The sequence below is a fragment of the Pseudomonas umsongensis genome (assembly GCF_002236105.1).
In the GTDB taxonomy this organism is placed as follows: domain Bacteria; phylum Pseudomonadota; class Gammaproteobacteria; order Pseudomonadales; family Pseudomonadaceae; genus Aquipseudomonas; species Aquipseudomonas umsongensis.
In genome coordinates, this window is sequence record NZ_NIWU01000003.1 from 650462 (window position 1) to 670282 (window position 19821).

The 19821-nt window shown below is 59.1% G+C and carries 17 protein-coding genes; 3 read left to right on the plus strand and 14 right to left on the minus strand.

Annotated features, from left to right (window positions below):
• Positions 1–49 precede the first annotated feature (49 nt).
• Positions 50–2020: a DNA primase gene (gene dnaG / locus PSUM_RS19600; RefSeq protein ID WP_033043880.1), complete on the minus strand. Its 1971-nt coding sequence runs from the start codon at positions 2018–2020 to the stop codon at positions 50–52.
• A 482-nt stretch (positions 2021–2502) separates the two neighbouring features.
• The gene (gene rpsU, locus PSUM_RS19605) at positions 2503–2718 is read right to left on the minus strand and encodes a 30S ribosomal protein S21 (protein WP_002551877.1); all 216 of its coding nucleotides are present in this window, start codon (positions 2716–2718) and stop codon (positions 2503–2505) included.
• 199 nt (positions 2719–2917) lie between these two features.
• Here rpsU and tsaD point away from each other — a divergent pair, with 199 nt between their 5' ends.
• The gene (gene tsaD, locus PSUM_RS19610; protein WP_020798822.1) at positions 2918–3943 is read left to right on the plus strand and encodes a tRNA (adenosine(37)-N6)-threonylcarbamoyltransferase complex transferase subunit TsaD; all 1026 of its coding nucleotides are present in this window, start codon (positions 2918–2920) and stop codon (positions 3941–3943) included.
• A gap of 23 nt (positions 3944–3966) precedes the next feature.
• On the opposite strand, the gene plsY is transcribed toward tsaD, so the two are convergent.
• Entirely contained in the window at positions 3967–4536 is a 570-nt protein-coding gene (gene plsY, locus PSUM_RS19615; RefSeq protein ID WP_033043881.1) for a glycerol-3-phosphate 1-O-acyltransferase PlsY, read from the minus strand.
• A gap of 74 nt (positions 4537–4610) precedes the next feature.
• Here plsY and folB point away from each other — a divergent pair, with 74 nt between their 5' ends.
• Both folB and folK read left to right on the plus strand, forming a co-directional pair.
• Positions 4611–4967 (plus strand): dihydroneopterin aldolase, encoded by a 357-nt coding sequence (gene folB, locus PSUM_RS19620; RefSeq protein ID WP_033043882.1) that lies wholly within the window; start codon positions 4611–4613, stop codon positions 4965–4967.
• The gene (gene folK, locus PSUM_RS19625) at positions 4958–5476 is read left to right on the plus strand and encodes a 2-amino-4-hydroxy-6-hydroxymethyldihydropteridine diphosphokinase (RefSeq protein ID WP_083349814.1); all 519 of its coding nucleotides are present in this window, start codon (positions 4958–4960) and stop codon (positions 5474–5476) included. The genes folB and folK overlap by 10 nt, the downstream gene beginning before the upstream one ends.
• An 83-nt stretch (positions 5477–5559) precedes the next feature.
• On the opposite strand, the gene PSUM_RS19630 is transcribed toward folK, so the two are convergent.
• From PSUM_RS19630 to PSUM_RS19680, 11 genes are all read right to left on the minus strand, one after another.
• Positions 5560–6786 (minus strand): multifunctional CCA addition/repair protein, encoded by a 1227-nt coding sequence (locus tag PSUM_RS19630; RefSeq protein ID WP_083349813.1) that lies wholly within the window; start codon positions 6784–6786, stop codon positions 5560–5562.
• Between the two features lie 63 nt (positions 6787–6849).
• Positions 6850–8412 carry a SpoVR family protein gene (locus PSUM_RS19635; protein WP_020798817.1) on the minus strand — a complete coding sequence of 521 codons (1563 nt, stop codon included), beginning with the start codon at positions 8410–8412 and terminating at the stop codon, positions 6850–6852.
• Positions 8409–9680: a YeaH/YhbH family protein gene (locus PSUM_RS19640; protein WP_020798816.1), complete on the minus strand. Its 1272-nt coding sequence runs from the start codon at positions 9678–9680 to the stop codon at positions 8409–8411. The genes PSUM_RS19635 and PSUM_RS19640 overlap by 4 nt, the downstream gene beginning before the upstream one ends.
• A gap of 204 nt (positions 9681–9884) precedes the next feature.
• Positions 9885–11807: a PrkA family serine protein kinase gene (locus tag PSUM_RS19645; RefSeq protein ID WP_020798814.1), complete on the minus strand. Its 1923-nt coding sequence runs from the start codon at positions 11805–11807 to the stop codon at positions 9885–9887.
• A gap of 297 nt (positions 11808–12104) precedes the next feature.
• A complete protein-coding gene (gene glpE / locus PSUM_RS19650; RefSeq protein ID WP_033045301.1) occupies positions 12105–12434 on the minus strand; it encodes a thiosulfate sulfurtransferase GlpE in 330 nt (109 codons plus the stop codon).
• Positions 12435–12467: 33 nt separating this feature from the next.
• Positions 12468–13352 (minus strand): symmetrical bis(5'-nucleosyl)-tetraphosphatase, encoded by an 885-nt coding sequence (locus tag PSUM_RS19655; protein ID WP_020798812.1) that lies wholly within the window; start codon positions 13350–13352, stop codon positions 12468–12470.
• Entirely contained in the window at positions 13352–13732 is a 381-nt protein-coding gene (apaG, locus tag PSUM_RS19660) for a Co2+/Mg2+ efflux protein ApaG (protein WP_020798811.1), read from the minus strand. Before apaG ends, PSUM_RS19655 begins: the two co-directional genes overlap by 1 nt.
• Positions 13733–13854: 122 nt before the next feature.
• On the minus strand, positions 13855–14673 hold the full coding sequence (rsmA, locus tag PSUM_RS19665; protein ID WP_020798810.1) for a 16S rRNA (adenine(1518)-N(6)/adenine(1519)-N(6))-dimethyltransferase RsmA: 819 nt from the start codon (positions 14671–14673) through the stop codon (positions 13855–13857).
• On the minus strand, positions 14670–15659 hold the full coding sequence (pdxA, locus tag PSUM_RS19670) for a 4-hydroxythreonine-4-phosphate dehydrogenase PdxA (protein ID WP_020798809.1): 990 nt from the start codon (positions 15657–15659) through the stop codon (positions 14670–14672). The genes rsmA and pdxA overlap by 4 nt, the downstream gene beginning before the upstream one ends.
• Positions 15656–16972, minus strand: a complete 1317-nt coding sequence (gene surA, locus PSUM_RS19675; protein WP_020798808.1) for a peptidylprolyl isomerase SurA — start codon at positions 16970–16972, stop codon at positions 15656–15658. The genes pdxA and surA overlap by 4 nt, the downstream gene beginning before the upstream one ends.
• Positions 16953–19751, minus strand: coding sequence for an LPS-assembly protein LptD (locus PSUM_RS19680; RefSeq protein ID WP_083349812.1), 2799 nt, complete (start codon positions 19749–19751; stop codon positions 16953–16955). The genes surA and PSUM_RS19680 overlap by 20 nt, the downstream gene beginning before the upstream one ends.
• Positions 19752–19821 lie beyond the last annotated feature (70 nt).

Below are 19821 nucleotides of genomic sequence, written 5' to 3' on the forward strand. Positions count from 1 at the left end.
GGTCTTGGCGGGCAAAAAACAAGCCGAGGATTATACCTGAGCTATGACCTCACGCGCCAGTTGAGGTCGGGTTTGATGCGGAAACATTCTGTTTTAAGAGGTCGCGCATCTGTTTAGCTATCTGAATTTGCTCTTCAGCCGACAATCCCGGCTGCCTTGCTTTCTTGATGAGGTCGTCGAGGGTCTGCGTGTGCTGGCCCGCGGATAACCTAGTAATGGTGTCTAAAAACTGTTGTTCAAGGTTATCGCCGTCAATTAGCCATTCCTTTTCTGCGAGGGCTCTCAAGAGACGTCCTTGCTCTGTACCGTGCCAACGGGCCATCAACTGAATAGAGTTTAGCCCAGGATTTTTCTGCACAGCCTCGATCAGGGCGATTAGTACTTGAGCGTACGTGTTGCTCTCGTTGGCAAAATGATCGGCACTCTCAACTTTTTTGGCCAGTTGCGGGTGGTGAATCAGTGTGCGCAAAGCGATAAGCGTCGGGGCTTCCACTGCGACTGGCTTGCGTGGGGCGTAAGGCTCGTCGCGATCACCGCGCTTGCCGTTCTTGCTCCAGGGTTTCTTGTCCCATTTCTTGCCGCCGGCCCCGGATTTCTTCGGCGTCCACTCCTGCTGGGGCGTGTAGGCCTCCTGGGGTTGGTGGAAGTCGGAGTAGTCCGGCATGGCATCGTAATCCATGCCAGGGTCATAGGCCGGTGGCGCGTCCTGAGGCGCGCTGTGTACCAGTTGGCTCACCGCCTCGCCGCTCAGTCCGGTGATTTCCAGCAGCCGCTGGCGCATCAGGGTGCGCAGGTTGGCGCCGGGGACCTTGTCGATCAGCGGTGCGGCGAGGGTGGCCATGTGGGCCTTGCCTTCGAGCGAGCGAGGGTCGGCCTCTTCGGTCAGTTGTTGGAAGAAGTAATCGGCCAGCGGCTGCGCGTGCTGGTTGATCCGTGCGCGAAAGGCGTCGGTGCCTTCGGAGCGGACCAGGGTGTCCGGGTCTTCACCCTCGGGCAGGAACAGGAATCGCGCGCGGCGACCGTCCTGCAGGCTTGTCAGTGTCGCTTCCAGTGCGCGCCAGGCCGCATTGCGGCCGGCCTGGTCGCCGTCGAAACAGAACAGCACGCTGGGCACGACTCGAAACAGTCGTTTCATGTGCTCTTCGCTGGTGGCGGTGCCCAGGGTCGCGACGGCATTGCGCAAGCCTTGCTGGGCGAGGGCGATGACGTCCATGTAGCCCTCGACGACGATGATTTCGTCGAGGTTGCGATTGTTCTTGCGCGCTTCGTACAGGCCGTAGAGTTCCTGGCCTTTATGGAAGACCGGAGTTTCCGGTGAATTGAGGTACTTGGGTTTGTCGTCGCCCAGCACCCGGCCACCAAACGCGATGATACGCCCGCGACTGTCGCGGATCGGGAACATCACGCGGTCACGAAAGCGGTCGTAGCGTTTGCCGGTTTCGGCGTTCTCGATCAGCAGGCCGGCATCAATCATGGCTTTTTGTTGCAGGGTATCGCTGCTCAAGTGCTTGAACAGGTTGTCCCACCCAGGTGGCGCAAAGCCCAGGCCGAAGTCCCGGGCGATTTCACCGGTCAGCCCGCGACCTTTGAGGTAGTCCACGGCGGCTTTGCGTGCCGGATGACTTTTCAGGGCGGCGCGATAGAAATCGGCGGCGGCTGTGAGCAGTGGGTACAGCGGCGAGTCGGTTGGCTGCCGCGGTTTGTGCGAGCGCCCACTTTCTTCGCGGGGGACTTCCATTCCGGCGGCTTTGGCCAGTTCCTCGACAGCCTGGGGGAAATCCAGGTTGTCGTGGTCCATGATGAAGCCCAGGGCATTGCCGCCAGCGCCGCAGCCGAAGCAGTAATAGAACTGCTTGTCGGGGCTCACGCTGAAAGAGGGGGTTTTCTCTTTGTGGAACGGGCAGCAGGCCGTATGGTTTTTTCCGGCCTTTTTCAATTGCAGGCGCGAGCTGACCACGTCGACGATGTCGGTGCGGTTCAGAAGGTCGTCAATGAAGCTCTGGGGAATTAGCCCGGCCATGGCGTTCTCGTCATCTGCGCTGAAAAGGAACCGAAGCGAAGGGTAGCTGAGCGCGGGTCATTACTTGAGGCGCGCAAAGTGTGCGGCTCGACCGGTATCGCCTGCATGATCGCTGTCGGGAAGTGTATCTGCCGAAAATCCACTGACGTTACTGCTCATCAGTATTCGACTATTTGAAAATGTTACGCTGAATCCGGCTGCGACCAGTCAATGGTCTCGGATAGCTCGTAATTCGGCACGCAAACAGGTGCCTTGGGCTGATCGTCGTGAGAGGAATCAGTGGGTGTGCTCGTCAGTAGCCTTGAAAGGCTCGTCAGAAAAGACGTGCACCGCTGGCAAAAGAGCCAGGTCTGACGCGGTGAAGCAGATTTGTCTCAGTCGCATCTGCGGCTTCGACGGTGAAGCATCAAGCGTTTTACGCAAATGCCATAAGCCCGGCTCAGAGCCGGGCTTGGCAGAAGCTTGCTACGATCGTCTGTGTATTAGTACAGACGAACGGCGCGGCGCTGTTCGCGCTGAACTTTCTTGGCGTGACGCTTAACAGCGGCTGCTGCTTTGCGCTTACGCTCAGAAGTTGGCTTCTCGTAAAATTCGCGGCTACGAACTTCAGCCAGTACACCGGCTTTTTCGCAGGAGCGCTTGAAACGACGCAGAGCTACGTCGAAGGGTTCGTTCTCTTTTACTTTGACGGCTGGCATCCAGAGCTACCTTCATTCATTACCGGGGTCAACATCCTCGCGGCAAAAGAGCACTTGAAGACGTCGGTTTTTAAGGGTTGCGGATGTTAACCCCTCATCGCACGGAATGCAAAGCCTCTGATCGAAAACCGCTGGTCGGGGCATCACGCGACGACTATTATGCGCGCCTTCGAATTCAGCCTAAACAAGGCGCAAACCCATGCTAGTACTGGGATTAGAAACCTCTTGCGACGAAACTGGTGTCGCACTCTACGACAGTGAACGAGGCCTGCTGGCCGACGCGCTGTTCAGCCAGATCGACCTGCACCGTGCGTATGGTGGCGTAGTGCCGGAACTGGCCTCGCGTGATCACGTCAAGCGCATGCTGCCCTTGATTCGTCAGGTCCTGGCCGAAGCCGACTGTGTGCCAACCGAGATCGACGCCATCGCTTATACCGCGGGCCCTGGCCTTGTCGGTGCCTTGCTGGTGGGTGCTTCCTGCGCTCAGGCACTGGCCTTTGCCTGGGGCATTCCGGCGCTCGGCGTGCATCACATGGAAGGTCACTTGCTGGCACCGATGTTGGAGTCGCAACCGCCGGAATTCCCGTTCGTCGCTTTGTTGGTGTCGGGCGGCCATACGCAGTTGGTTCAGGTCGACGGGATCGGCCAATACACGCTTCTGGGTGAGACCCTGGACGATGCCGCGGGCGAAGCGTTCGACAAAACCGCGAAGATGATGGGGCTCCATTATCCGGGTGGGCCGGAAATCGCTCGGCTGGCAGAGCAAGGCGTAGCAGGGCGTTTCGTCTTTCCGCGTCCGATGTGCGACCGCCCTGGCCTGGACTTCAGTTTCAGCGGCTTGAAAACCTTCGCCCTGAACACCTGGCAGCAGTGTGTGAGTGCCGGGGACGACGGTGAGCAAGCCCGTTGCGACATCTCGCTGGCGTTCCAGCAGGCCGTGGTGGAGACTTTGACCATCAAGTGCAAGCGTGCCCTGAAAGCGGCTGGCATGAAGCGCCTGGTGATCGCTGGGGGCGTCAGTGCCAACAAGGCGTTGCGCTCTTCCCTGGAAAAGATGCTAGGCGACATGAAGGGCGATGTTTTTTACGCCCGTGCGCAGTTCTGTACCGATAATGGCGCCATGATTGCGTTTGCGGGCTGCCAACGCCTGAAGGCTGGTCAGCAGGAAAGCCTGGCGATCAGTGTGCAGGCGCGGTGGCCGATGGAGCAGTTGTCGCCCCTGTGATGAAGCGTACTCATGCCGGGCTGCTAAAAATGCCGTTCGCGCCCCGCAAACAGGTCGCGTAGATTGCCCCGGTGGCGCCAGACGATCATGCCGGTCAGGGCGCACATGGGCAGCAGTGCTGCCGGTTCTTGCCAGGCCAGCAGTGGCAGGGTCAAGGGCGTGGCGATCAAGGCGGCCAGCGAGCTGGTGCGGGTCAGGTAGAACGTCAGCAGCCAGGCACAGACCGCCATCAAGGCTGCAGGCGGGTATAACCCCAGCAACATGCCGGCAGCGGTGGCGACACCCTTGCCACCGCGAAAGCGGAAGTAAAGCGGGAACAGGTGACCGATGACGGCGCAAACGCCGACCCAGGCCTGATCCTGCAGTGACAGGCCGGCGGCACTGGCGACCAGTACAGGCAGCAGGCCTTTGCAGAAGTCGCCGAGCAGGGTCAGGATGGCGAGTTTCTTGCCGGCCAGGCGCAACATGTTGGTGGCGCCAGCATTGCCCGAACCACTCATTCGCGGATCGGGGTTACCGGTCAGGCGGCTGAGCAAGATGGCGAAGGACAGCGAGCCGAGCAGGTAGGCGAGGATCGCCAGTAACCAAAACATGCTAACTATTCCGGGCGAGGACGCCCTGATTCTAACGGCGCATTGCGCCCTTGTCGTGTAGCGGAGAAAAGTGCTTGGACAGAGTGTTTATCGAGGGCCTGGAAGTCGACACCGTGATCGGTGCCTATGACTGGGAGCGAGGCATCCGACAGTGCTTGCGGCTTGACCTGAGTTTCGCTTGGGACAATCGTCCAGCCGCCGCTGGCGATGACCTGTCCCTGGCGCTTGATTATGCGAGCGTTTCGTCGCGTATCCAGGCCTTTGCCGAACAGGCACAGTTTCAACTGGTCGAGACCTTTGCCGAGCGCCTGGTTGAAGCACTGATGAGCGAATTCAAGATTACCTGGATGCGTCTCAAACTGACCAAGCCAGGTGCGGTTCCTGCTGCTACAGGTGGCGTGGGTGTGGAGATCGAGCGCGGATGTCGCTGACTCAGGTGTATCTCGGGCTCGGCAGCAACATCGAGCGCGAAACCCATTTGCAGGCCGGCCTGGATGCCCTGGCGAGCTTTCTCGTGGATATGCGTTGCTCGGCGGTCTTCGAAAGCCAGCCGGTGGGGATCAAGAGCGGGCCGTTCTTCAACTTCGTGGTGTCGGCTTATACCGACTTGCCGTTGATGGAATTGGATCGCCGTCTGAAGTTTATCGAAGCGGATAATGGGCGTTACGCACCCGATCGCCGAGGTTTGCCTCTGGATATCGACGTTTTACTCTTCGGTGATTTGGTGGGCAACTTCGATGGCCTGGTGCTGCCGAGGGCGGAAATTCTTAAAAACGCCTTTGTGTTGTGGCCGCTGTCGCTGATTGCTCCGGATCGCGTGCACCCGGGCGTAGGTAAAAGTTTCGCCGTGTTGTGGGCCGAATCGCAGATTGACCAGGTGTTGGCGCCAGTGGCTTTCGAATGGCGCGGTGAGCAACTGACACCTTTGAATTTGTTGTGATTTAACTGACGCCTTCACGAGCAGGCTCGCTCCCACAGGGTTCAGTGCAACCCTTGTGGGAGCGAGCCTGCTCGCGAAGCTTTTCAGGACGACGCCTCTTTGTAAGCTTTCAATGCCTTGAGCCGCTCTCGCTTGATCGCCTCACCCAATTCAGGCCCTTTAAATCCCTGCTCCAGCAAAGGCTGAACCGCAACGCTGCGCGCCGCCGTCGCTGCCCCGCGCAAATAGTCCGCCTGTGGATAACTTCTCTCCTCCAGTCCCTTGCGTCCGCGTGCATCCATTTCGCATGCGGCGAGAAACTCTTCGAACCGCTGCGGTCGACGGAAAACGTCAAAGCTCTGCAGTAGCTCGAGCAAAGTAGATGCCTTCAGCTCCAGCGCGCGATGCCCGTGGGTGTGATATTCGCCCACCAGTAGCGCCAACTCCTGGCAATCCCTTGGCGCCTTGAAGCGTTCGTTGACCGCCTTGATCAGCTTCAGCCCCTTGGACTCATGGGCGATATGGCGAGGCCATTGCTCCTCTGGCGTCAGCCCTTTTCCCAGGTCATGCAGCAGGCAGGCCCAGCGTACGGTCAGCGGTTGTTTATGGTGTGCCGCTTGCTGAAGCACGCTCAGGGTGTGGGCGCCGGTGTCGATTTCCGGATGGTGTATCGCGGGCTGCGGTACACCGAACAGCGCGTCGACTTCCGGCATCAGCACTTTGAGCGCACCGCAGGCGCGCAACACCTCGATAAACACCTGTGGCTGATTTTCCATGAGGGCGCGGGAGATTTCTTTCCAGCTGCGCTCCGCCGTCAGCGCCTGGAGTTCGCCAGACTCACTGAGTTGGCGCATCAGTTTGAGGGTTTCGGTGGCGACAGTGAACCCAAGCTCCGCGTAGCGTGCCGCGAAACGGGCAACGCGCAAAACCCTGAGGGGATCTTCGGCGAACGCGGGGGAAACGTGGCGAAGTATTCTAGCCTCGAGATCGCGCTGGCCGTGATAGGGGTCGGTCAGGTTCTGTTCATCGTCTTCGGCCATCGCATTGATCGTCAGGTCGCGGCGAATCAGGTCTTCTTCCAGTGTCACGTCAGGGCTGGCGTGGAACGTGAACCCGCCGTAACCACGCCCGCTTTTGCGTTCGGTCCGGGCAAGGGCATATTCCTCGCCGGTTTTCGGGTGAAGAAACACCGGAAAATCAGCGCCTACCGGGCGAAAACCCTTGGCGAGCATTTCTTCAGTGGTCGCACCGACCACGACGCGGTCGATGTCGGTGACTGCTATGCCGAGCAAGCGATCACGTACGGCACCGCCAACTTTATAAATCCGCATGAAAAACCTCCGTTAGCTCGACAGGATAACCTTTACGTCGAGCGTTCGGAGGCACAACCAGGATCACAAATGGATGACGGCCAGGTCCAGCCGTCCGTAATCGCCTTCGCTGTGTTCCCCCTTAGGTGGCACATGGTGGGTTTTCATGACCTGGTCACCTTGCAGGGTTTCCAGATGAATATCGAAACCCCAGAGACGGTGCAGATGCTTGAGCACTTCCTCGGTGGACTCTCCCAGGGGTTTACGGTCGTGTTGTTGGTGGCGCAGGGTCAGGGAGCGATCGCCGCGCCTGTCGATGCTGTAGATCTGCACGTTGGGTTCGCGATTGCCAAGGTTGTACTGTGCCGCCAGGGTTTCACGGATGATGCGATAACCGCCTTCGTCGTGAATGGCTGGCACCAGCAGGTCGTCCTTCTGGTCGTCATCGAGAATGCTGAACAATTTCAAGTCGCGAATCACTTTGGGTGAAAGGTACTGCAGGATGAAGCTCTCATCCTTGAAGCTGCTCATGGCGAACTTGATGGCCGCGAGCCAGTCGGTGCCGGCAATGTCAGGGAACCAGCGGTAATCCTCTTCAGTAGGTTCTTCACACATGCGACGGATATCGCGGTACATGGCAAAGCCCAAGGCGTAAGGGTTGATGCCACTGTAGTAGGGGCTGTCGAAGCCAGGCTGGAAGACCACGCTGGTGTGTGATGTCAGGAACTCCATCATGAAACCGTCGGTCACCAGGCCTTCGTCGTACAGGTCGTTCATCAGGGTGTAGTGCCAGAATGTCGCCCAGCCTTCGTTCATGACCTGGGTCTGGCGCTGTGGATAAAAATACTGGGCGATCTTGCGTACGATCCGCACAATTTCCCGCTGCCACGGCTCCAGCAGCGGTGCATGTTTTTCGATGAAGTACAGGATGTTTTCCTGCGGTTCGGCGGGGAAGCGCGCGTTGTCCTTGTCGCTGTACTTGTCCGCGCCCTTGGGTATGGTGCGCCACAGATCGTTGATCTGCTTCTGCAGATGTTCTTCCCGGTCCTTTTGCCGACGCCGTTCTTCCTCCGCGGAAATAGGATAGGGGCGTTTGTAGCGGTCCACCCCGTAGTTCATCAGCGCGTGGCAGGAGTCGAGCAAGTCTTCAACCGCATCGATGCCATGGCGCTCTTCACACTGCATGATGTACTGCTTGGCGAACACCAGGTAGTCGATGATCGAGCTGGCATCGGTCCAGGTGCGGAACAGGTAATTGCCCTTGAAAAAGCTGTTATGCCCGTAGCACGCATGCGCCACCACCAGCGCCTGCATGCAGATGGTGTTTTCCTCCATGAGGTAGGCAATGCAGGGGTCGGAGTTGATCACGATTTCATAGGCCAGCCCCATCTGGCCGCGGGTATAGGACTTTTCCGTACTGAGGAAGTGTTTGCCATAGGACCAGTGGTGATAGCCCAGCGGCATGCCGACGGAGGCGTAGGCGTCCATCATCTGTTCGGCGGTGATCACTTCGATCTGGTTAGGGTACGTATCGAGCGCGTAGCGAGCTGCAATACGACTGATTTCACGGTCGTACGCCTGGATCAGCTCGAACGTCCACTCCGATCCGGTGGATATGGGTTGGCGCTTCAGCTCTTTGGCGGTCATGTCACTAACCTGCGCTGGAAGAGTTCACGGAAGACCGGATAGATATCCCCGGCCGAGACCAGTTGTTGCTGGGCGAAAGTGTCGGAAAAGGCTTCGGCGATACGCTCGTACTCGAACCACAGGGCCTGGTGTTCTCGTGGAGTGATCTCAACGTAAGTGTAGTACTGCACGAATGGCATGATCTGGTTGATGAGAATGTCGCGGCAAATCGGCGAGTCGTCGTTCCAGTTGTCGCCGTCGGAGGCCTGGGCGGCGTAGATGTTCCATTCGTTGGCCGGATAGCGCTCGGCCATGATCTCCTGCATCAGCTTCAAGGCGCTGGACACAATGGTCCCGCCGGTTTCGCGGGAGTAGAAAAACTCTTCCTCGTCCACTTCGCGAGCGCTGGTGTGGTGGCGAATGAATACCACGTCAATCTTGTCGTAGTTACGCTTGAGAAACAGGTACAGCAGGATGAAGAAGCGCTTGGCGATGTCCTTGGTCGCCTGGGTCATGGAGCCGGAAACGTCCATGAGGCAAAACATCACCGCCTTCGAGCTGGGGTTGGGTTGTTTGATCAGCAAGTTGTACTTGAGGTCGAAGGTGTCGAGAAACGGCACGCGGTGAATGCGGGCGCTGAGTTTTTCGATTTCTGCCTCAAGTTCCTGTATATCGCCGAAATTGTCAGGCTCTTCCTGCTTGAGTCGCAGGAGTTCTTCCTTGGCTTCGCGCAGTTTCGCCCGGCTGCTGCCCGAGAGGGCGATTCGCCGTGCATGGGCTGAGCGCAATGTGCGGATGATGTTGATCCGCGACGGGTTGCCCTCGTTGCTGATCCCCGCGCGCACTGTCTTGAAGGTGTCGGTGCCGGTCAGGTTGCGCTTGACCAGGTTCGGCAGCTCCAAGTCTTCGAACATGAATTCGAGGAATTCTTCCTGGGTGATCTGGAAGACGAATTCGTCCATCCCTTCGCCCGAGTTACCAGCCTTGCCAGGGCCTCTGCCGCCTCCACCCCCTGGTGGGCGGGCAATGTGTTCGCCGCTGGTGAATTCCTTGTTGCCCGGGTGCACGATGGTCTGTTTGCCACCGCGACCATGGTGAAGCACCGGTTCGTCGATGTCGCGCCCCGGGATACTGATTTGCTCGCCGTGTTCCATATCGGTAATGGAGCGCCGGCTGACCGCCTCTTCGACAGCCTTTTTGATGTGATCACGGTAACGCCGCAGAAATCGTTGGCGGTTTACCGTGCTCTTGTTCTTGCCATTGAGACGTCGGTCGATCACATAGCTCATGACTGCTCCTTAGAAGCTGTCCTGAAAGGGGCGAGCGGTGATGCAGCATCGGACCGAGAGCCAGGGGATATTCAACGCTCCCCCAAGCGCTTTGGATGCTGCCTGAACTCGCTACCGACTTTCGAACACCTTCCAGAGGCCTGTGTATCAGAAAAAGCACGCACAGGTCTCTGGCTGACGACAACCGGTCTGACCGGCAGCGGGTTATTGTGATTTTCTGACCCGCAGGTACCACTCGGACAGCAGCCGTACCTGTTTGTCGGTGTAACCCCGCTCGACCATCCGTGTGACGAAGTCGTTGTGTTTCTGCTGGTCCTCTTTGCTGGCCTTGGCGTTGAAGCTGATAACTGGCAGCAGGTCTTCGGTGTTGGAGAACATTTTCTTCTCGATGACCACCCGCAGTTTTTCGTAGCTGAGCCAGGTCGGGTTCTTGCCGTTGTTGTTGGCACGGGCACGCAGCACGAAGTTGACGATTTCGTTGCGGAAATCCTTCGGATTGCTGATGCCGGCCGGTTTTTCGATTTTCTCCAACTCTTCGTTCAATGCTACGCGGTTGAGGATCTCGCCGGTTTCCGGGTCTCGGTACTCCTGGTCCTGAATCCAGAAATCCGCGTACAGCACATAACGATCGAAGATGTTCTGGCCGTACTCGCTGTAGGACTCGAGGTAGGCGGTCTGGATCTCCTTGCCGATAAATTCGATGTACCGCGGTGCCAGGTACTCCTTGAGGAAGCGCAGGTAGCGTTCGCGGGTTTCGGCCTGGAACTGTTCCTGTTCGATCTGTTGCTCCAGCACGTAGAGCAGGTGCACCGGGTTGGCAGCGATTTCGTGGGGATCGAAGTTGAAGACCTTGGAAAGGATCTTGAACGCGAAGCGGGTGGACAGGCCGTTCATGCCTTCATCGACGCCGGCGTTGTCACGATATTCCTGGATCGACTTGGCCTTCGGATCGGTGTCCTTGAGGTTTTCGCCGTCATACACACGCATCTTGGAGTAGATGTTGGAGTTTTCCGGCTCCTTCAGGCGTGACAACACGGTGAACTGGGCGAGCATTTTCAAGGTGTCGGGCGCGCAATGGGCCTTGGCCAGCGAGCTGTTGAACAGCAACTTGTCGTAGATCTTCACTTCGTCGCTGACCCGCAGGCAGTACGGCACCTTGACGATGTAGATCCGGTCGATGAACGCTTCGTTGTTCTTGTTGTTACGGAAGGTATGCCATTCCGATTCGTTGGAGTGGGCCAGCAGGATCCCGGTAAACGGAATCGCCCCGAGGCCTTCGGTGCTGTTGTAGTTGCCTTCCTGGGTGGCCGTCAGCAAGGGGTGCAGTACCTTGATCGGGGCCTTGAACATTTCGACGAACTCCATCAGGCCCTGGTTGGCCCGGCACAGTGCGCCCGAATAGCTGTAGGCGTCGGCGTCGTTCTGCGGGAATTCTTCCAGTTTGCGGATATCGACCTTGCCCACCAGTGCCGAGATGTCCTGGTTGTTTTCATCTCCCGGCTCGGTCTTGGCCACGGCGATCTGATTCAGGATCGACGGATAGAGCTTGACCACGCGGAACTGGCTGATGTCGCCGCCGAATTCGGCCAGGCGCTTGGTGGCCCATGGCGACATGATGGTGTTGAGGTAGCGCCGTGGGATGCCGAAGTCTTCCTCGAGGATCGCACCATCTTCAGTGGCGTTGAACAGACCCAGGGGCGATTCGAATACTGGCGAGCCCTTGATCGCGTAGAAGGGCACTTTTTCCATCAGTTGTTTGAGTTTTTCGGCCAGGGACGACTTACCGCCGCCGACGGGGCCGAGCAGGTAAAGGATCTGTTTCTTCTCTTCCAGGCCTTGGGCGGCATGGCGGAAATACGACACGATCTGGTCGATGCATTCTTCCATCCCGTGGAAGTCCTCAAAGGCCGGGTAGCGACGGATTACCTTGTTGGAGAAGATTCGCGACAGCCTCGAGTTGGTCGAGGTGTCGAGCAGCTCCGGTTCACCGATGGCCAGCAACAGACGCTCGGCTGCGGAAACGTAGGCGCTACGGTCCTTTTTGCACAACTCCAGATACTCTTGCAGAGAGAGTTCTTCCTGGCGTGTGGACTCGAAACGTTGTTGGAAGTGGCTAAAGATACTCATGACGTCACCTCGCTCGATACGTGGAGCCGACGCCGGATCACTCAGTCGATGCTGGCAGCAACCGAACAGGCGGTCGCTGTTTACCCCCCAGAACTCTTTCGGAGCTGACTACCCCGAAAGCTACTCCCGATGACCCGTGCGCCGGTGTACCGGCTCTCCCCTGTTTTGGATGGCCTGCGCTTAAGGATAGTTGGGAATTTGGGAGGTAAAGGCGAGATACGTAATTAGTTGTGGCAGACCGTTCGTCTGCCACCGCGCTAGCCCGCAGGGGGCGGGGCCTTGCGCATGACAAAAAAATTATTCGGTGGTGCCTTGCGCTGTTTCTGAAGGAAAAGTCGTACGCCATAGCTCGAATCCGCCGTCCATGCTGTAGACGTCGGAAAAACCCTGGCTGATCAGGTAGGCGGCGGCACCCTGGCTGGAGTTGCCGTGATAACAAACCACCACGGTAGGTGCGTCCAGATCAGCACCCTGGATGAAGGCGTGCAGGGAGTGGTTGTCCAGATGCTTCGAGCCGCTGATGTGCAGGGCGGCGAAGGTTGCAGGGTCACGGACGTCGACCACCACTGCGCCCTGTTCGCGCAGGGCCTGGGCCTGTTCCGGGGGGATACGTTTGAATTCGCTCATGGCGGGCTCCTGTGGCTCGGCAGAAAGTGCAGTCTAGCGCGGGGCGCTGGCTGGCGATGGTTCGGAAATCTGTGGGGCGACTGGCGGCTCTGCGGTATGGCCGTGTTCGTCGCATTTGCAGGCCAGGCGTTCACCCGTGTCGACATTCATCAGGGTCAGGGCACCGCCCCAGACACAGCCAGTGTCGAGGGCCGAGATGCCCGGCTCCTGGATCTTGCCTTCCAGTGCTGCCCAGTGCCCGAAGATGATCTTCACGTCCCTGGTCTTGCGTTCCTTGTGCTGGAACCACGGCTTGAAGCCTGCAGGTGCCGTGCCCAGACCTTCCTTGCTCTTGAGGTCGAGTTTGCCCTCGGCCGTACAGAAGCGCATGCGCGTGAAATAGTTGGTAATCACCCGCAGGCGCGTGACGCCCTTGAGGTCGCTGTCCCATTTCGCCGGATCGTTACCGTACATGCCATCGAGGTAAGGCGGCAGCAGGTTGTCATCGCGCAGGGCCGTCTCGACTTCGGCGGCGTATTTCAATGCTTTGCGCAGCGACCATTGTGGCGGAATGCCAGCATGTACCATCGCCACGTTGCGCTGCTCGTCGTAGTGCATGAGTTTTTGCTGGCGCAGCCATTCCAGCAGCTCGGCGCTATCCGGGGCTTCGATAATCTCGCGCAGGGTATCGGCCTTCTTCAGGCGCTCGATATTCTTGCCGGCCGCCAGCAGGTGCAGGTCGTGGTTGCCGAGCACGCACACCAGTGAGTGACGGATGCTATAGAGGAAGCGCAAGGTTTCCAGCGACTGCGGGCCGCGGTTGACCAGGTCGCCTACCAGCCACAGACGATCTGTTGCCGGGTCGAAGGCAACCTTCTTGAGCAGGCATTGCAAGGCATCGAGGCAGCCTTGCAGGTCGCCGACGGCATAGGTTGCCATCAGTGCAAGGCTCCGGGGACCGCCAGGCGGAATGGGGCGATGATGGCCTCGAAATGCTTGCCGTCGTCGGCGCGCATCTCGTAGGTGCCTTGCATGGTGCCGACTTTGGATGTCATGACGGTGCCGCTGCTGTAGGTATGGCTCTTACCCGGTTCAATCAGCGGTTGCTGGCCAACTACGCCCGCGCCGCGAACTTCCTCGACATGCCCATCGCCATCGGTGATGACCCAATGCCGTGACAACAGTTGGGCCGGTAGCAGGCCGTTATTTCGCACGGTGATGGTGTACGCGAAGGCAAAACGCTCTTGCTCGGGTTGTGATTGTTCTGCCAGATAGCGGGTGACGACGCTGACGTCGACCTGATAACGAGGATCGGACATGCAAAAGGGCCTTAAAAACGAAGCGGAACGCGGGACGTAGCTGATAAGTCAGTCTAGGCCAGGTATCGGATAGTAAACCAGACATGGGCGCTGGTGTCCTACCCGATAACGCTTCAGTTCTGTCAGGCGTCCGCGGCTTTCTGTAGGGCTTGTTCGCTGAGCTTGTCAGCAAGGCGTACGAACGCCGCCAGATCGAGCTGCTCGGGACGCAAGCTGCCATCGACGCCGGCGGCTTCGATTTCGGCGTTGCTCAGCAGTAGCTTGAGTGTGTTGCGCAGGGTCTTGCGGCGCTGGTTGAAAGCCTCGCGCACTACGCGCTCAAGCAGGCGGTGATCCTTGGCCGGGTGCGGCAGTACTGCATGGGGCACCAGGCGCACGATGGCCGAGTCGACTTTTGGTGGCGGGTTGAACGCGCCAGGACCTACGTTGAACAGGTGCTCGACCCGGCAGTGGTACTGGACCATGATCGACAGTCGGCCCCAATCACCGCCGCCAGGCCCTGCCGCCAGACGCTCGACCACTTCTTTTTGCAGCATGAAGTGCATGTCGCGAATCAGGTGGGCGTTGTGCAGCAGGTGGAAAATCAGCGGTGTAGAGATGTTGTATGGCAGGTTGCCGACTACGCGCAGGCTGCCAGGTGCCGCATTCAAACTGGTGAAATCGAACTTCAGCGCATCACCCTGATGCAGGTTGAAGTTGCTCTTGCCAGCGAACTGCTGGTTGAGGATCGGGATCAGGTCCTTGTCCAGTTCCACAACGTCGAGCTGGGCGCCGCTGCTGAGCAGGCCCTGGGTCAGCGCGCCCTGGCCAGGGCCGATTTCCAGTAGGCGGTCTTCGGTCTTGGCATGGATGGAGCGCAGGATGCGGTCGATAACGCCGGCATCGTGCAGAAAGTTCTGGCCAAAGCGCTTGCGCGCCTTGTGTTGGTATTGCTCGGTCATAAACGGGTCTCGGCCATCTGGTAGGCGGTTTCCAGGGCGACTTGCAGGCTGCCGGTGTCGATCTTGCCGCTACCGGCCAGGTCCAGGGCGGTGCCGTGGTCGACCGAGGTGCGGATGATCGGCAAGCCGAGAGTCACATTGACTGCTGCGCCAAAGCCTTTGTATTTCAGCACAGGCAGGCCCTGGTCGTGGTACATCGCCAGCACTGCATCGCAGTGCTCCAGATATTTGGGGGTAAACAGAGTGTCGGCGGGCAGTGGGCCGCGTAGGTCCATGCCTTCGCCGCGAAGGCGCTCTAGTGTGGGTTCGATGATATCGATTTCTTCATGGCCCAGGTGTCCGCCTTCACCGGCATGGGGGTTGAGCCCACAGACCAGGATGCGTGGCTGGGCGATGCCGAACTTTTCTTTCAGGTCGGTGTGCAGGATTCGCGTCACCCGCTCCAGACGCTCCGGCGTGATCGCATCGGCAATCTCGCGCAGCGGCAGGTGGGTGGTGACCAGCGCCACGCGCAGACCACGGGTGGCGAGCATCATGACCACTTGCGCGGTATGGGTCAGGTCGGCGAGGAATTCCGTGTGCCCGGAAAAAGCGATACCGGACTCATTGATCACGCCTTTGTGCACCGGAGCGGTGATCATGCCGGCAAAATGCCCGTCCAGGCAGCCCTGGCCAGCGCGGGTAAGGGTTTCCAGGACGAAAGCGGCGTTGGCCTTGTCCAGTTGCCCGGCGACCACCTTGGCATTGAGCGGGGTATCCCACACATACAGGCTGTTGGCGGGAGCGGGAGCATCCGGCCAGTTGTCCGGCGTGACGGGTAGCACATCGACGGCCACGCCCAACTGCGCGGCCCGCTCAAGGAGCAGGTCGCGGCTGGTAATGGCTATCAGGGGGTGCGGCTGGGCGTGCGCGGCGAGCAGCAGGCACAGGTCGGGACCTATGCCGGCCGGTTCGCCGGGTGTCAGCGCGAAACGCTTGGGTTTCACTGTGCTGCCTGGTCGGCGCCAGGGAGTTTGATTTCCACATACGCTTCGTCACGGATCTGACGCAGCCAGGTTTGCAGCTCTTCGTCGTACTTGCGATTACGCAGCACGGTCATCGCTTGCTGTTCGCGAGCCTGGGTCGTGCTGTCGGTGGCGCGACGACCAAGGACTTCCAGCACGTGCCAGCCGTATTGGGTCTGGAATGGCTTGGACAGCTGACCTTGCGGGGTCTTGGCCATCACTTCGCGGAACTCCGGAACCAGTACATTCGGGTCGATCCAGTTCAGGTCGCCGCCATTGAGGGCGGAACCCGGATCTTCCGAGAAGCTTTTCGCCAGTTCGCCGAAATCTTCGCCTGCTTCGATGCGGGCGTAGAGCGACTCGGCCAGGGCCTTGGTCTTTGCTTCGTCACGGATCGGGCTTGGTTTGACCAGGATGTGGCGTACGTGCACTTCGTCACGCACTTGCGCCTCACCGCCACGCTTGTCGGTGATCTTCAGGATGATGAAGCCCCCCGGCGTGCGCATCGGTTGGGTGATGTCGCCCACAGCCATGGTACTCAGCAGGCGATCGAAGGGTGGCGGCAGTTGAGCGGCTTTACGCCAGCCCATGTCGCCACCTTCCAGTGCGGTTTCGCTGGCGGACTTGGCGATTGCCAGTTGACCGAAGTCAGCGCCTTGCTTGAGCTGCTGGTAAACCGCGTCGGCCTGCTTGGCGGCATTCTGGATGGCGTCGGAGTTGGCGCTTTCCGGCGTAGGAATCAGGATGTTGGCCAGGCGGAATTCTTCGGACAGCTGCATTTTGCCAAGATCCGAGGCCAGGAAGTTCTTCACTTCCTGTTCGGAGACCTGGATGCGTTCGGCAACGCGGCGCTGACGCACACGGCTGATGACCATTTCGCGGCGAATCTGGTCACGTGCGTCGTCGTAGGACAGGCCGTCACGCGTCAGGGCGGCGCGGAACTGCTCGACCGACATGTTGTTGCGCTGGGCAATCGTGCCGACGGCCTGGTTCAGTTCTTCATCGGTAATGCGGATGCCGGAGCGCTCGCCGATCTGCAGTTGCAGGTTCTCGACGATCAGGCGCTCAAGCACCTGTTGCTCCAATACGCTGGCCGGTGGCACGGCGGTGCCGCGCTTGGCGATGGTTTGCTGGACTTCATGGACCCGTTGGTCCAGTTGGCTCTGCATGACCACGTCGTTGTCGACAATGGCCACCACTTTATCGATGGACTGTACCGCGGCGTTGGCCGCGGTACCCAGGAACAGCGCGCCCAGCAACAGCGGGCGCAGACAATCAGAAAGCTTGGTCTTCACGTTCACGATAACCTTGGATGCCTTTGTCGAGGAAACTCTCTACTTTGGAGCCAGTGAGGCCGCCGAGTCCCTTCAGAACAATTTGGAGGAAGACGCCATGGTCGCCTTTTTCGTTTTCCGGGGCGTCTTGACTGGTTTCGTCATAATCGACCCAGTAACGGTTGATCAGGCGCAGTTTCCAGCAGCAGTTGTCGTACTCGAAGCCACCGAAGGCTTCCAGGGTACGGTTGCGGTTGTAGTCGTACTGCCAGCGGCTGATGACGTTCCATTGCGGCACGACAGGCCAGATCACCGAGAAGTCGTGCTGTTCGATCTTGTAGTAGTCCTTCACGTAGCCAGGTTGGCCCGGGGTGCCATAGTCACCGCCGCCGACCTGCCATGTACCGGAGTTCTGGTCGTAACGAACCTGGTCATTGCGATAGCGATAGCCGGCGTTGATGACCTTGTTCGGGTTGTCCTCAGGCTGGTAGTGGAACATCGCGCTGCCCGAACGAGGGCTGCGGCTGTCCGGGTCCCAGTTGTAGTCGGCCGTGGTCCGCCAGTCGCGGTTCCAGCGGTATTCGTACTCCAGCGCATAAGGAGAGACGTCAGAGTGCGCATCTTCGCGGGTTTTTGCATCGATGCCCGGCAGCTGGACTTCGCGGTCCTTGAAGTAGAGGGCCTGGCCGACGCTGATGCGTTGGCGTTCGAAGCCGTTTTCTTCGATCCAGCGACTGGTCACGCCCAGGGACAGTTTGTTCTCGTCGCCGACACGATCGGAGCCAGAGAAACGGTTGTCACGGAACAGCGATGCATAGCTGAAGGTGTATTCGCTGGTGTCGAATACCGGAATGTCTTCCTGGTCCTTCTCGGGTACGTAGAGGTAGAACAGGCGTGGTTCGAGGGTCTGGTTATAGTTCTTGCCAAACCAGTTGGTCTTGCGATCGAAATACAGGCCGCTGTCGATGCTGGCGATTGGCACACCACGGTTCTGGTTGCTGTCGAACGTGCCATTGAGCCGGTCCTGTTCTGCACTCTGCGCGGCAATCTGGCTTTTGCCGATGCTGTCCAGGTCCAGTTGGTACTGCGTGTACTGGTACTTGAGTTTAGGCGTCAGGAAGCCGTAGCTCGCCTCCATCGGGAAGCTGACCGCTGGCGCAAGGTTGAGGCGATCGCCATTGGCACGGGCCAGGCCTTGAACGTTTTGGTCGAGGCGCGGCTCAACATTGCCGTCTTCATCGGTGTAGTCGCCGTTCTTCAAATCCCGATCGAACCGCACAAGCTCAGTGTCATAGGTGAAATTCAGACCACCTGGACGATCCGGTAGCGCACCGTTGAAGGTGATCTGCGGCAAACGGTCATACGGGGTGATGTTCGACACAGTCGCCAGTTGATAGGCCTGGGCATTCACGCGGGCGGTGTAACTGTCGCCGCGGTAGGTAACAGCACCCTGCTGGTTGACGTAGTCGGCGCTCTTCACGCCAATCTGGTCGGTCTGCAGATCCTGGAAGTAATAAGGGTCGCTGATCTTGGTGTAATCGACCTGGGTCAGGACACGCGAATCAAGACCACCCTTGTGCTGCCAGTTGTACATGTAGCGGGTTTTATCGTAATCGGTCTGCAGCTTACGATCGTCGTTCTCATCATTGAGGTACGCCGCGCCGAACTGACCTTCGCTGGACTTGGTCAGGTAGCGGAATTCGCCTTCCATCAACAGGCCGCGATCGCTCATGTAGCGTGGGTACAACGTGGCATCGTAGTTTGGAGCCAGGTTGAAGTAGTACGGCGTAACCAGAAGGAAACCGGTATCGGTGCCGGTGCCGATGGTCGGCGGCAGGAAGCCGGATTGACGGCGGTCGTCGATCGGGAAGTAGATATACGGCGTGTACAGGACCGGAATGTCCTTGACCCGCAGTGTCACGTTGGTCGCGGTACCGAAGCCGGTCGCCGGGTTCAAGGTGATGTTGTTACCCTTGAGTTGCCAGGCGTTGCTGTTCGGTTCGCACGTGGTGTACGTGCCATCCTTGAGGCGGATGATCGCGTTCTCGGCACGCTTGGCGTACAGCGCGTTACCGCGGATACGCGATTTGTGCATCACGTATTCGGCGTTGTCGATCTTGGCTTCACCGGTATCGAGCTGCACGTCGGCGTGGTCACCCACGATCAGTGCACCGTTGTCGCGAATGCGCACGTTGCCGCTTAGCTCGCCACGGCTCTCGGCCTGGTAAAGGTTGGCTTCATCGGCTTCGACCTGCATGCTGCCCTGGCGCATGACCACGTCACCGGCCAGGCTGGCGACCTGCTCATCCTGCTTGTAGCGGGAGGCTTTGGCGCCGACAAAGGTCGGGGCGTCACTTTTATTCGTCTTGTCATTCATGCCAGGACGAATCGGTTCGATATAGGAACCAGAGCAGTAAGGACCGGTTTCGGCCAATTGTGCTGCAGTGAGCTGCTCGCGCGGAACCCAGTCGAGGTGGCTGTAGTCTGCGCTACGCGACTTCAGGCCACGGCCTTTGGATTCGGTGACCAGTGCAGGTTTGGCCCCCGTGTCTTCGCTGGCGCCCGTTTCGGCGGGTGACTCGCCGGTGGCGGAGACTGCGCTGCCCTCGTGGACTGGACGCGGTGGCAATGCAGCCGCCGGCGATTTTGGCGCACAATTCCAGGCACCCGAAGCGGAGACCGAGCAGTCATACTGTTCCGCGGCGACCACGAAAGGGCTGGCCAAGGGTTGCAGAGCCAGCAAACTGCCGGTCATCAACAACGGAAATTTTTTACGAAACGCGGGGGATTTCAATGCCATCTTAATAGTCCGGGCTTCCTGCGTGCCATCTGCCCGCGGTGTGGGCCGCACGCCTCTCGATGGTCTGAAA